Source organism: Ekhidna sp. ABH4_415 (genome assembly GCF_056161305.1).
Window position 1 is genome coordinate 80567 of record NZ_JBSWYW010000010.1, and the last position, 12068, is coordinate 92634.

At 43.2% G+C, this 12068-nt stretch carries 16 protein-coding genes; 5 read left to right on the forward strand and 11 right to left on the reverse strand.

Features of this window, described 5'->3' with window-relative positions:
- Window positions 1-8: 8 nt before the first annotated feature.
- The 5 genes from ACXAH9_RS16260 to ACXAH9_RS16280 are packed head-to-tail and all read right to left on the reverse strand — an operon-like array spanning window position 9 to window position 4069.
- The gene (locus ACXAH9_RS16260) at window positions 9-626 is read right to left on the reverse strand and encodes a polysaccharide deacetylase family protein (protein WP_474895904.1); all 618 of its coding nucleotides are present in this window, start codon (window positions 624-626) and stop codon (window positions 9-11) included.
- Window positions 623-1810 carry a PP2C family protein-serine/threonine phosphatase gene (locus ACXAH9_RS16265; protein ID WP_474895905.1) on the reverse strand — a complete coding sequence of 396 codons (1188 nt, stop codon included), beginning with the start codon at window positions 1808-1810 and terminating at the stop codon, window positions 623-625. The genes ACXAH9_RS16260 and ACXAH9_RS16265 overlap by 4 nt, the downstream gene beginning before the upstream one ends.
- Window positions 1807-2061: a hypothetical protein gene (locus ACXAH9_RS16270; RefSeq protein ID WP_474895906.1), complete on the reverse strand. Its 255-nt coding sequence runs from the start codon at window positions 2059-2061 to the stop codon at window positions 1807-1809. Before ACXAH9_RS16270 ends, ACXAH9_RS16265 begins: the two co-directional genes overlap by 4 nt.
- Window positions 2058-3167: a glycosyltransferase gene (locus tag ACXAH9_RS16275; RefSeq protein WP_474895907.1), complete on the reverse strand. Its 1110-nt coding sequence runs from the start codon at window positions 3165-3167 to the stop codon at window positions 2058-2060. The genes ACXAH9_RS16270 and ACXAH9_RS16275 overlap by 4 nt, the downstream gene beginning before the upstream one ends.
- Window positions 3164-4069 (reverse strand): hypothetical protein, encoded by a 906-nt coding sequence (locus ACXAH9_RS16280; RefSeq protein WP_474895908.1) that lies wholly within the window; start codon window positions 4067-4069, stop codon window positions 3164-3166. The genes ACXAH9_RS16275 and ACXAH9_RS16280 overlap by 4 nt, the downstream gene beginning before the upstream one ends.
- A gap of 2 nt (window positions 4070-4071) precedes the next feature.
- On the opposite strand from ACXAH9_RS16280, the gene ruvC reads away from it, so the two are divergent.
- Window positions 4072-4626 carry a crossover junction endodeoxyribonuclease RuvC gene (gene ruvC / locus ACXAH9_RS16285; RefSeq protein ID WP_474895909.1) on the forward strand — a complete coding sequence of 185 codons (555 nt, stop codon included), beginning with the start codon at window positions 4072-4074 and terminating at the stop codon, window positions 4624-4626.
- Window positions 4627-4679: 53 nt separating this feature from the next.
- Here ruvC and ACXAH9_RS16290 read toward each other — a convergent pair whose 3' ends face one another.
- The 6 genes from ACXAH9_RS16290 to rsmA form a co-directional block, all read right to left on the reverse strand.
- The gene (locus ACXAH9_RS16290) at window positions 4680-4862 is read right to left on the reverse strand and encodes a hypothetical protein (RefSeq protein ID WP_474895910.1); all 183 of its coding nucleotides are present in this window, start codon (window positions 4860-4862) and stop codon (window positions 4680-4682) included.
- A 140-nt stretch (window positions 4863-5002) separates the two neighbouring features.
- Window positions 5003-5398: an HIT family protein gene (locus ACXAH9_RS16295; protein ID WP_474895911.1), complete on the reverse strand. Its 396-nt coding sequence runs from the start codon at window positions 5396-5398 to the stop codon at window positions 5003-5005.
- Window positions 5398-5868, reverse strand: coding sequence for a transcription elongation factor GreA (gene greA / locus ACXAH9_RS16300; protein ID WP_474895912.1), 471 nt, complete (start codon window positions 5866-5868; stop codon window positions 5398-5400). The genes ACXAH9_RS16295 and greA overlap by 1 nt, the downstream gene beginning before the upstream one ends.
- A 120-nt stretch (window positions 5869-5988) precedes the next feature.
- Window positions 5989-6927 (reverse strand): NAD(P)-dependent oxidoreductase, encoded by a 939-nt coding sequence (locus ACXAH9_RS16305; RefSeq protein ID WP_474895913.1) that lies wholly within the window; start codon window positions 6925-6927, stop codon window positions 5989-5991.
- Entirely contained in the window at window positions 6924-8288 is a 1365-nt protein-coding gene (gene mgtE / locus ACXAH9_RS16310) for a magnesium transporter (RefSeq protein WP_474895914.1), read from the reverse strand. Before mgtE ends, ACXAH9_RS16305 begins: the two co-directional genes overlap by 4 nt.
- Before the next feature lies 1 nt (window position 8289).
- Window positions 8290-9048, reverse strand: coding sequence for a 16S rRNA (adenine(1518)-N(6)/adenine(1519)-N(6))-dimethyltransferase RsmA (rsmA, locus tag ACXAH9_RS16315; protein ID WP_474895915.1), 759 nt, complete (start codon window positions 9046-9048; stop codon window positions 8290-8292).
- 170 nt (window positions 9049-9218) lie between these two features.
- On the opposite strand from rsmA, the gene pdxA reads away from it, so the two are divergent.
- From pdxA to ACXAH9_RS16335, 4 genes are read left to right on the forward strand one after another with little or no spacing between them, the layout of a single operon-like run.
- Window positions 9219-10262: a 4-hydroxythreonine-4-phosphate dehydrogenase PdxA gene (pdxA, locus tag ACXAH9_RS16320; protein ID WP_474895916.1), complete on the forward strand. Its 1044-nt coding sequence runs from the start codon at window positions 9219-9221 to the stop codon at window positions 10260-10262.
- 37 nt (window positions 10263-10299) lie between these two features.
- Window positions 10300-10842 (forward strand): YceD family protein, encoded by a 543-nt coding sequence (locus ACXAH9_RS16325; protein ID WP_474895917.1) that lies wholly within the window; start codon window positions 10300-10302, stop codon window positions 10840-10842.
- 24 nt (window positions 10843-10866) lie between these two features.
- Window positions 10867-11058, forward strand: a complete 192-nt coding sequence (gene rpmF, locus ACXAH9_RS16330; protein WP_089356102.1) for a 50S ribosomal protein L32 — start codon at window positions 10867-10869, stop codon at window positions 11056-11058.
- An 11-nt stretch (window positions 11059-11069) separates the two neighbouring features.
- Window positions 11070-12068 (forward strand): beta-ketoacyl-ACP synthase III, encoded by a 999-nt coding sequence (locus ACXAH9_RS16335; protein WP_474895918.1) that lies wholly within the window; start codon window positions 11070-11072, stop codon window positions 12066-12068.

Sequence of the window (12068 nt, forward strand, 5' to 3'; positions counted from 1 at the left end):
TTCAAATTCTAAAATATAGCCTCGAATTTGAAGCCTTTTGCTTGAAAATGCGAAAGAATCTCAGGAAGAATCAGTTGAAGATTTTTAAAAGACTTCTGGCTGTCGTGAAAGACAAGAATACTGCCGGGTTTAGCCCTTTTCAATTGCACAATGGATTTATTGACATTAAGATTTGAATCAAAATCCCATGAAAGATGACTCCACATGATGATTCGCTGATCCAGCCTTCTTATTTGACTTTTCCTGATTCGACCGTAGGGTGGCCTGAAAAAGTTATTTGTAACTCCAACCTCTTTCATTACCTCCTCACCTAGCCTAACATCTTCCAGGTAATGAGCATCTTTCGTCTTCCAACCCTTTAAATGACTGTACGAGTGGTTTCCAATTTGATGTCCATCAGAAATGATCTGTTTACCTATTTCATGATGTTTCTCCAATTGCTTACCGAGACAGAAGAAAGTTGCTTTTGCGGCTACTTGATTCAATTGCTCCAGCACCCAATCTGTTACTTCAGGAGTAGGTCCATCATCAAATGTGAGATAGATGGAATCTTGTGAGGGAATGCTCCAGATCAATGATGGATACCACAATCTGGTAAACCAGGGTGTTTGATAGAACCGCATCATTTGTTTTGAATACGGCAGGATAGCATGGTAATGTCATCATGAAACGACTTACTCCCCTTGAATTCATTGAGCGATTTAAGAATCTGATCGTGTAAGACCGAAAGATCTTCCGGGCATTCTCCCTTTATAATTTCAAGTAGCCGATCAAACTCAAAAGCCTCATCATTCTCATTGAATGTTTCCGTCAACCCATCAGTGTAGGTAAACAAGAAAAACTCGTCAAGCTTGGTAAGCTTCTTTGTCTCAAGAAACGGAAGTGGATCAAACATACCAAGCACGGTGGTTCCATCGTTCAGTAGTTCGATCTTGTCTTCATGCTTAAGAAGGATTTCGTTATGACCACAGTTGATATACTCCAACTCCTTCGTTTTAAAATCGTAGATTCCAGCAAAAAAGGTGATGAAGTTTTCAGCGTTTCCACTCACATAAGTCGTGAGGTTCAACTCCTCAATGATCTCCTTCAAATTCTTAGTCTGCCGCACCAGTGCGCGAAGAGACGCCTGAAAGTTTGACATCAATAGTGCTGCCGGCACACCCTTTCCTGATACATCTGCGATACATGCCAAAAACTTATTCTCATCGATTTGGATGTAGTCATAATAATCTCCTCCAACGTCATGGTGCGGAAGGTAAAATGCTTCAATCTGCAGTCGCTCTATTTTAGGCAGCTCTTTAGGAAATAAGAAGTTTTGGACTTTCTTGGCAATCTCTAATTCCCTCCGATAGGCTTCCTGCTCCATCTGCTGACGGGCCAATCGTTTATTCTCAATGGCCACCAAAATAATATTCGTCAGGGCATTAAGGAATCGGTTTTGTACACCTAACTCCGAATCTGACTCAATGAAGACTACTGCGAGTAACTTGTTTTTATGGTACACTGGAAAGACCGCATCAAATTCATCAAATGAGGCTTTGACCAACCCCATCTGGTTTTTTAGCTCCATGTATTCCTCAGGTAGTGAACTACCGATCAGATTGTTCTTGGTTCCGAAATTCACCCGGCAGACCCAGCTACCCTCCCTTTGAGTATACAGCGCCAGCTTATTAATTTTTAGATCTGCCAGCAAGGTAAACTTATAGATCTTCAGCAAGTCATCTTCGGGCAGGTTGTTATTGACCGCCTGAGTCACCTCAAGTAGCGCATTCAATTGCAGGTCTTTTATGTCCAGCGAAGCTTCCTTCATTGAGAGTTGTGTTCAAATAGTCCTTTTTTGGATGCCAGATAATAGAACGACTGATAGTCATTATCAAAATCCAGCTTATCCAACTCCGATTCCTCATCCATGGATTTATACACCCTTACCCATCCTTTTTTTGCCATTTTAACCAGGTTTTCTTTAAGCTCAGCGTCAGATAAATCGGATGCTTCTTTCAAATCCGCATAAGCTGTAACGAAATACAGCTCATCAATTATATCAAATTCCTCATCGGTCATTTATATCTTCTTCCTTTCCAGGTGTATGAGCCAAAGATAGAATTCATGCCCATGAATAATACATGGAGCGGATAAATAATTTGAAAGACCAGTAATGGCCAAAATGCACCTTTTCCTTTTAAAAACCGATTGATGGGGGCTACATAAGAGAACATTGCAACAAATCGCACGAATACAATTCCTCCGACCAGTTGCGGGCTGAACCAACCCAGAAATACACCTAGCACAGCAGCATAAAACAGCAGGTAATCCAGAAAGAACAGAACTGCACTGATCCTCACCTTGCCATTTTTATTGTGTTTCCATTTACTCGTCCACCGGGTTCGCTGATTGATAAAGGCACTTAATTTCGTATGAGCTGAAGTGCTAACGATTGCATCCTGCGACTTCATGAATTTTGTGGAATTCGGAAACTTTCGCATGATATTGAAAAGTAAAAATTCATCATCTCCGGATGGCGTAAAAAGGTTGTTGGTATAGCCTCCCACTTCTTCAAAGGCACGCTTTCTGAAGCCTAAGTTGGCTCCACTGCACATGCTCGGATTTTCCTCAGAAATCGTGACCGCTCCAAACCCCATCAGTCCGGAAAACTCCACCTGCTGCAAACGAGCAAATAGTCCTTTGCCCAAGATAGCCACCGGGCCAGCTACCATATTAGTGGTATCATCAAAGGTATTGTTATAGGTCCTAATCCAGTTTTCACCAAACCAGCAATCCGCATCGGTTGTCACAATCGTTTCATGAGCTGCAGCTTTAACCCCGGCAGTGAGTGCATGTTTTTTTCCTTGCTGGCTTTCATCCTCTAGCTGTACCAATCGTATGGTGATGTCTAAAGAGTCTTTTGATTGAATTACCTGATCCACTGTATCATCATCCGAAAAGTCGTCCACCACGATCACCTCGAACAGATCTTTTGGGTAATTCTGACCACTGAGGTGCTTCAGTATTTGAGCAATGGTGTTTGCTTCATTCCGAACAGGTATGATCACAGAGAAAGGAATTAGGCTTTCGTTTTTAAAGACCTTAGGAATTCGCCTCCACCCGAACGCCAGCCTCAGGTAAAAGAAAATGTTCAGAACAGTAAATGCGCCAATCAGAAAGATCATCGCGCAATGTTAACCCTAAATTGGAAGACAAAAACTAATCCGACCAAAGAAGGCAATACGGTATTTATCATCCAGATCAAAAATATGGGGATGATGACGAGTTGAATATCCGACACATAAGGCTCAAAGAAAACAATCCCGGATGCCTCCCGCACCCCTACCCCTCCAAACAACAGCGGTAGCGCCGAACGAATCAAAAACACCCAGCCAATTCCAGCCAGAAGAAGGTCTGATGGTAGATTAGGTAAAAAAGCAAAAAGCAACAAATAAAACTGAAAGACGAAGACCAAATAACGAGCAAGGGAAAGGCTAATGATCCTGATTAGGGTGCTACGATCTATGTTTCTGAAATAGGCAAAAAAACGATTGAGCGATTTTTTGAATAACCAGCGGATGATTGGGTAACTAAATATTAATAACCAAGTGAACCACCCATTCATTTCATACATCATAGCCACCTTGCTCATGCCATAAATTCCAAGGATCAATGTGAAACAAAGCATAATCCCCCTGTTGAGCATAGCAGCAGAAGTGGTTTGGTATTTGTCCTGCTGCTGCGAGATGCGTGCGAGCAAGTCACCTGTGGTTAATGGCAACACCCAGTTCAGTGCCAGGCCACTCAGAATAATCTGCCAGGCCATTTTAATCGTTATTGGTTCAAATGATTGAAGTGAAACTTTCCATCGCAAAGCCTCCAGGTACCAATTAATAACCATTAGGATGCCTACCAGTCCCAAAACCATTCCGAATGAGTCAGGCCACTCAGTTTCACTTAAGTTGAATGAGTGATCCCTGAATTTGGTTGTGATGAAATAGAGACATCCTCCAAACAACACCAGCTTAATCAACCCAATGATCCAGGTGTTTTGAAGGTAGTTTGAATGGTTGTTCTTAATTTGCATCTGTGGCGATTAAAGAGCGAATCATATTAGGGATCGACCCGGGCACGAATGTAATGGGATATGGACTGATCCACTGTAAAGGTGAGAAAATGAGTGCCATCCAGTTTGGGGTTATTCATCTCAGCAAGTATAAAAACCATGAGATAAAACTCAAGAAGATTTTCGAGCGAGTCACTGAGCTAATCAAAGAATACCTCCCTGATGAGGTAGCACTGGAGGCTCCTTTCTTTGGAAAAAACGTTCAGTCCATGCTGAAGCTTGGACGTGCGCAAGGGGTGGCTATGGCTGCTGCCCTGAACAGAAACATGCCAATTCATGAGTACGCACCCAAAAAAGTAAAGCAATCAGTAACCGGAAATGGTAACGCCAGTAAGGAACAAGTGGCTAACATGATTCAGATGTTGTTAAAATTTGAGGATGCACCTAAGCTGATGGATGCCACGGATGCATTGGCAGTTGCGATTTGTCATCATTATTCCTCTAAATCAGGGATTCCTGATGTCGGTAAGAAAAGCTGGAAGTCATTTATTGCGGATAATCCAGGGAGGGTGAAGTAGTCCTTCATTTTTTCCATTCGAAACCACCTTCAAGAGGGCCAATATCTGATCACCTACTCTTTATTCATCCCCTTTACCCTACCTTTTGCTATCTCAATGGTCATCTGATCAATGACTGCCCGAAGGGTTTCTTCACAGGGGTCCGCTTCATATTTAGCGACTACTTTATCAAAGTCTTCCGGGTCGGTTAGAAGTGAACGAACCTCATCTATTTTCTTGATCATTTCTTCATGCATGGTGAGCAATTTAGGGATTAGCTCCAAATCGGCTTACAGCTTTAAGTAGTCGTCCTACGACTTGGAGTCGTGGGACGACTTTTAAAACAAAAAACCCACCTTCCGATGGGTTCTAAATATTCAAGAATCTAATCTCTAATTTACTTAACTGCTTCGCTGATCTTCTTGGCTGTCTCTGCCATCTCCTCCTTGCTCGGTGAGAGCTTCATGTTGGCAAAGTTCATGTCGTCCATGGTCTGCATCGGGATCAAATGAACATGGGCGTGGGGAACCTCCAGTCCCATCACAGTAACACCGATGCGCTCGCACTTGATCACAGACTCAATACCCAAAGCTACTTTCTTAGCAAATAAATGTAGACCGGCCAGGGTATCATTATCCAGATCAAAGATGTAATCCACCTCTTTTTTTGGGATCACTAAGGTATGTCCTTCTGTTAGTGGATTGATATCAAGAAAAGCCAGGTAGTTGTCATCCTCGGCCACAATGTGGGCTGGAATCTCCCGCTCAATGATTTTTGTGAAAATGCTTGCCATCAGACCGAAATGTCCAGGATTTCAAATTCCATATCACCTGCGGGCACTTTGATAATTGCCTTCTCTCCTTTTTTCTTACCTAAAAGGCCCTTACCGATTGGAGACTGAACGGAGATCTTACCATTCTTCAGGTCTGCCTCCTCTTCGGCCACCAGCTGGTACTTTACCTCCATGTTGTTCTTTTTGTTTTTGATCTTCACCGTGGATAGGATAGAGACCTTTGAGGTGTCAATGGATGACTCATCAATTATACGAGCATCTCCAACCACCTTTTCCAGCTTGGAAATCTTTAACTCTAATAGTCCCTGAGCTTCTTTCGCTGCATCATACTCGGCGTTTTCACTCAAGTCACCCTTGTCACGAGCTTCGGCAATTTGCTTTGCCATATCTGCTCTTCCCTTGGTCTTTAATTCGTTCAACTCTGCTTTGAGTTTGTCGAGACCTTCTTTCGTATAGTAATTAACTGCCATAATTGTTCTAACCCCTTTAAACAAAAAATAACGGCCTCACAATGAAGCCGTTTCCTCGTCTTTTCTTATTTCGATGTTGCAAATATATATAGAATTTGCCCCTCAAACACAAAATTTGGTTTAAAGCTCCTCTTTGATTTTTTGAGCAATCACCTCACTAATTCGCTGGTAGGACTCATACGTCCAGCCACCCACATGAGGTGTAATAAGGACATTTGGAAAAGAATTTAGCTTATCTAATTGCGCTTTTTCTTGTTCGGTATAAGTATGCAACTTTTCATTGTCCAGCACATCCAGACCTGCCCCATACAAAGTTCCATCGGCCAGTAGCTCGATTAATGCGTCCGTTCTAAGGATTTCACCCCGGGCCGTATTTAGCAAAACCTTTAAGTTCTTAAACCTGCGCAGATACGCCTCATCAAAGTGATGTCTGGTCTCAATGTTCAGTGGAATATGCAGACTTAAAATTTCAGTTCGCTCCATCAGCTCATCCAGCTCTACGTTTTTAATGAATCCGCCTTCAAACGCTCCTTTGAATTTGTCAAAGCCAATGATCTCACAATCAAATCCTCGTAGTTTTTGAGCAAAAGACATTCCCATATTTCCAACACCATAAATGCCTACAACCTTTCCTTTCAGCTCTATGCCCCTGTTGCCATCCCTATCCCACTTATGACCTTTAATCTCTTGATGTGCAGATGAAATTTTATGAAGCAAAGACAACAATAAACCCATAGCATGTTCCCCCAATGCATCCCGGTTTCCTTCAGGGGCATTAATCGCTTTGATCCCCTTTTCATTCAGGTAATCTTTATCTACCTTATCCATTCCAGCACCTGCCCGTGCAACAAATTTGAGATTTACCCCAGCATCTACCAGCTCTTTATTGACAGCTGTTTTACTTCGTATAATCAAGCCCTCAAACTCTCCAATGATATTCAGAATTCCCTCCCTGTCTATGACTGGCAGGTAAACAGGTTCATATCCCTGCTCCCTGAGTAAAGGAAGGATACATTCATGCATGTCATCAGCGATGAGGATGCGTTTTTTTGTGCTCATAGATTATATAATAGGTGCGCTATCGAGAAATAGACAGCCAAACCCAATAAATCGTTCGTAGTGGTGATAAAAGGACCTGAAGCCAGAGCCGGATTTACACCAAAACGATTGAGTAAAAGTGGAGTGATTGTTCCCATGAAAGAAGCTAGTAACACTACTGAAAACAATGCGATAGCTACAGTAGCCGCCAAGGGTTGCTCCCGCATGAAAAGAATGACTGCACCAAAAACCATGAGCGAAAGAATGGCTCCATTGACGATAGCAACCATAAATACCTTCAGTAGTCGTTTCCACATGCTGTCTGCAAATACGTTTGGATTAGCTAAACTCTGAACGACTATGGATGAAGATTGAATACCCACATTACCACCGGATGCAGTGATCAGTGGAATGAAAAAGGCTAGTGCCGGGACGATAATTATTTCTTCTTTAAAAAGCCCAAGAAACTGGGCACCCACAAGTCCACCGGCCATTCCGATGATCAGCCACGGTAGTCTTGCACGTGAAATCTTCCAGACGGTATCGTCTTCTTCCACATCGGAGCTCACCCCTGTCATCAGCTGACGTTCTTCATCTGCTATCTCACGGATCACATCAATTACATCATCGATAGTAATTCTGCCAACCAATCGTCCACGGGCGTTTACTACAGGAACGGCTTCCAGATCGTACTTCTGCATGATAGTCGCTACCTCCTCTTCAGAAGTAGAAGTTTCTACAGAGACAATCTGATCATCATAAATATCAGCGACTTTAGCCCCTCCTTTGCCTAAAATCAGGTTTTTAATCCCCACCTTTCCAAGCAGGTTTTCTTTGTCATCCACTACATAGACTGAATATATCTTCTGTACATTCTCTGCCTGCATCCTAATCTCATCAATGCACTGAGAAATACTCCAGTTCAGATTGGCTTTGATCAGCTCTTTCGCCATCAGTCCACCTGCTACGTCCTCATCATACTCCAGAAGCTCCATCAGGTTCGAAGCTTTCTCTTCATCCTCAATCTGTCGAATCACCTCATTCCGATCAGCAACACCCATCTCATAGAGGATATCCGTCCCATCATCGGAATCCATCAACTCCAGAAATGAGGCCAGGTCTTTAGCAGAAAATTCTTTCAGGAATTCTTCTCGCACATCTTCCTCCAGATCCTCAAGGATGCGTGCTCCTACCTCGACGGGCAGCAAGTCAAAAACGTATTTGCATTCTACGGAATCAAACTCGTCCAGCAGAGCAGAAATATCCGCCGGGTTGACGCCATCCAACGTAGATTGAATGAAAGCAGTATCCTGCTCATCCAGTGCTTGTTGAAATCGATCTTTAAATTCAACCGAAAGCTCAAACGTCATCACTGCTTCCATGTTAGGCGATTTTTTCTGTAAGCGAGATAAATTCTTGAACGGACAACTGCTCCGCCCTCTGATCCATGACCGGAAGAGCTTTTACAGCATCCGACAAATTTAGGTCTTTTAGGGCGTTGCGCAAGGTCTTTCGGCGCTTCCCAAAACCAGACTTCACCACACGTTTAAACAACTTCTCGTCACATGATAACTGTTTGGTGTCATTGCGTTTCAAACGGATTACGGCCGATTGCACTTTGGGAGGAGGATTGAAAACTCCGGGAGGCACCTTGAAAAGGTAGTCGATATCGTAAAATGCCTGAAGCAAGACACTAAGGATGCCATAAGTCTTATTTCCATGGCTTGCACAAATTCGATCACCCACTTCTTTTTGGATCATACAAACAACCTCCTCAACCTGATCACGATCATCCCAGATTTTGAAAAACAGCTGCGAAGAAATGTTGTAAGGAAAATTTCCAATCACATTAAATCGATCGAATGGTACGTCATATTTCAGGTAGTCCTGAAAGAGAAAGCGATCCGCATGTGTAGGGTATATTGACTTTAAGTATTCGATAGATTCTGAATCGACATCCAATGCATAAAAATCAATTTCCGGCTTTTCCAGCAGGTATTTCGTTAGCACGCCGGTCCCTGGACCAATTTCCAGAACAGGCAGGTTACTCTCGTTCTTCAACGCCTCAACAATCTTCAAAGCGATGTTTTCATCCTTCAAAAAATGCTGACCTAAATGTTTTTTTGGTTTTACGCTTGCCAACTTATCCTACGTTAGTAAATTCCACTCCAATTTTACTTTGTTAAGTTTCCCGACCCTGTGCCGGGAATTTCCAAAACTGGAAGATGCCGGAATAAATCCGGCAAATTCAGGTATCTTTTTCAGTAGGCAAAGTAAGACTAATTATAGAGCTTGATAAAAGTACACTGTAAATGGGTGAATCATCACGCAAAAAAAATAAACCTGTCATAGGAATCACCATCGGAGACATCAATGGCATTGGACCGGAGGTGATTATTAAATCTTTAGAGGACAATCGCATCCTGAAGCAATTCACGCCTGTCATCTACGGTTCAGGCAAAGTGATCTCTTATTATCGAAAAGGGCTGGATAAAGAAAGCTTTAACTATCAGCAGATATCCAGTATTGACAAGGTGGCTCATAAAAAAGTGAACGTACTGAATGTCTGGGATGAAACGATCGAAATCAACCCTGGGCAAGCGAACGAAACCGGAGGCAAGTATGCGGTGCTATCTCTTCAAAAAGCCGTAGCAGATCTGAAAGAAGAAAAGATTGATGCTATCGTTACCGCACCATTGGCCAAAGACCTGGTGCAATCAGATGATTTTAAATTTCCTGGACATACGGAGTACCTCACCCAGGAAGCCGGAGAATCCGACAGCCTCATGTTTTTGGTACATGATGCACTTCGCGTAGGAGTAGTGACAGGTCATATCCCTTTAAAGGATGTGAGTGATAAAGTGACCAAGGAAAAGATTGTCACGAAACTTCAAAAGATGATCAAGTCACTGCAAAAAGATTTCGGTATAAAGAAACCCAGGGTGGCCGTGTTAGGTCTTAATCCTCATGCAGGAGAAAACGGGCTATTAGGAGATGAAGAAGAAAAGGTGATTGTTCCTGCAATCGACGAAGTGAAAAAGGGACATAACATTGTGGCAGGCCCTTTCCCTGCCGATGGATTCTTTGGCATGCGGTCCTATAAACAATACGATGGGGTTCTAGCTATGTATCACGATCAGGGGCTCATTCCTTTTAAAACCATGGCTTTCGAAGAAGGGGTTAATTACACGGCCGGATTACCGTTTGTCCGCACCTCCCCGGATCATGGGACCGCCTTTGCGATAGCAGGGAAAGGAGAAGCCGATGAGACCTCTTTCCGCAATGCGCTCTACCTGGCCAATGACGTCATCCGTCAGCGAAAAGAGAACCACTTTGAAAGTGATGATGAAAAGTAGTTAATAACCTTTTCTAGTACTTGGATTCTATCTAAATTTGCGGGTCTTTACCGGGAAGTGGACGGAAATGAAGGATTTGAAAGCGTATAAGATTGAAATTTTTGGACTGAGTAACAGCACTCACGACTTTAATTTCACGTTTGATGACGATTTCTTTTCACATTTCGAAAACAGCCTGGTAAGCAAGGGCAAAGGCACTTGTGATGTGGTTTTGACAAAAACAGACGCAATGATCACCGTCGATCTTACGATCAAAGGGACCATTGAGCTGGAATGTGACAGAAGTCTGGAGCTCTTCGACTACCCGATCGCAGTAGAAAAAGAAATTATCTACAAGTATGGGGATGAGGAGAAAGAGCTAAGTGAAGATGTTTTTGTTATCCTAAAGGGAGAGCAGGAAATCAACATTTCAACGTTTTTGTATGAATCCATCAGCCTGGAAGTACCGATGAAAAAACTTCATCCTAAATTTCAGGACGACTCAGAAGATGACGAGGTAATTTATACCTCTGACGCTGACGAGCAATCACAGGAAGAAAGCACAGACCCACGATGGGAAGCCCTAAAGAAATTGAAATAAGAAACATTTAGATAGAGAAAGAAGATGGCGCATCCAAAACGAAAAATTTCCAAAACCAGAAGAGACAAGAGAAGAACGCACTACAAAGCAACTCCAAAGAGCTTTGTGATTTGTCCGACTACAGGCGAGGCACACCTTCCACACAGAGCCTTCTGGCACGAAGGCAAACTTTACTACAAGGGTAAAGTAGTGATGGAAAAAGAAGTACTAGCTTAAGCTAAGTTCAGATGCCTAACATTCACGCAGCGATTACCGGCGTTCAAGGGTACGTACCTGAGGACGTAATCACGAATAAGGATCTTGAGAAGATGGTGGACACCAACGATGAGTGGATCACCACAAGAACGGGCATCAAACGAAGACATATTTTAAAAGGTGAAAATCAGGGCACCTCTGTCATGGCTGTAAAGGCCCTGGAGGGACTACTGAAAAAAACCAATACCAATCCGGAGGAGATCGATCTCATTATTTGTGCGACGACTACTCCGGATTTAGTTTTTCCGGCCACAGCTAATATCATAGCAAATAAAGTAGGAGCGGTAAACTCCTTTGGCTATGACATTCAGGCTGCCTGTTCCGGTTTCCTTTATGCATTGGCCACAGGCTCTCAATTCATTGAGACCGGCAAATACAAGAAGGTAGTAGTCATTGGAGCAGACAAGATGTCTTCCATTGTAGATTACACCGACCGGGCGACCTGCATCATCTTCGGTGATGGAGCTGGTGCTGTGATGCTGGAACCAACTGAAGAGGACTTTGGCATCAAAGATTCCATCCTGAAATCTGACGGCTCTGGCGAACCTTACCTACACATGAAGGCTGGAGGTAGCAGACGCCCTGCTTCAGAAGAAACAGTGAAGAACAGGGAGCACTTTGCCTATCAGGAAGGCTCTACCGTATTCAAGTTTGCTGTGAAGAATATGGCAGACGTAGCAGCGCAGGTGATGGAACGAAATAACCTGACTGCAGATGACGTAGCGTATCTTGTTCCTCATCAGGCCAATAAACGAATCATCGATGCAACGGCCAATAGAATGGGTGTTGGAGAAGAAAAAGTAATGCTCAACATCGCTGAGTATGGCAATACAACAAGTGGTACCATTCCACTATGTTTGTGGGATTATGAAAGCAAACTCAAAAAAGGAGACAACCTGATTCTTGCTGCCTTTGGTGGTGGGTTTACATGGGGGTCCATTTGGGTGAAGTGGGCATACGATCCAAAGTAA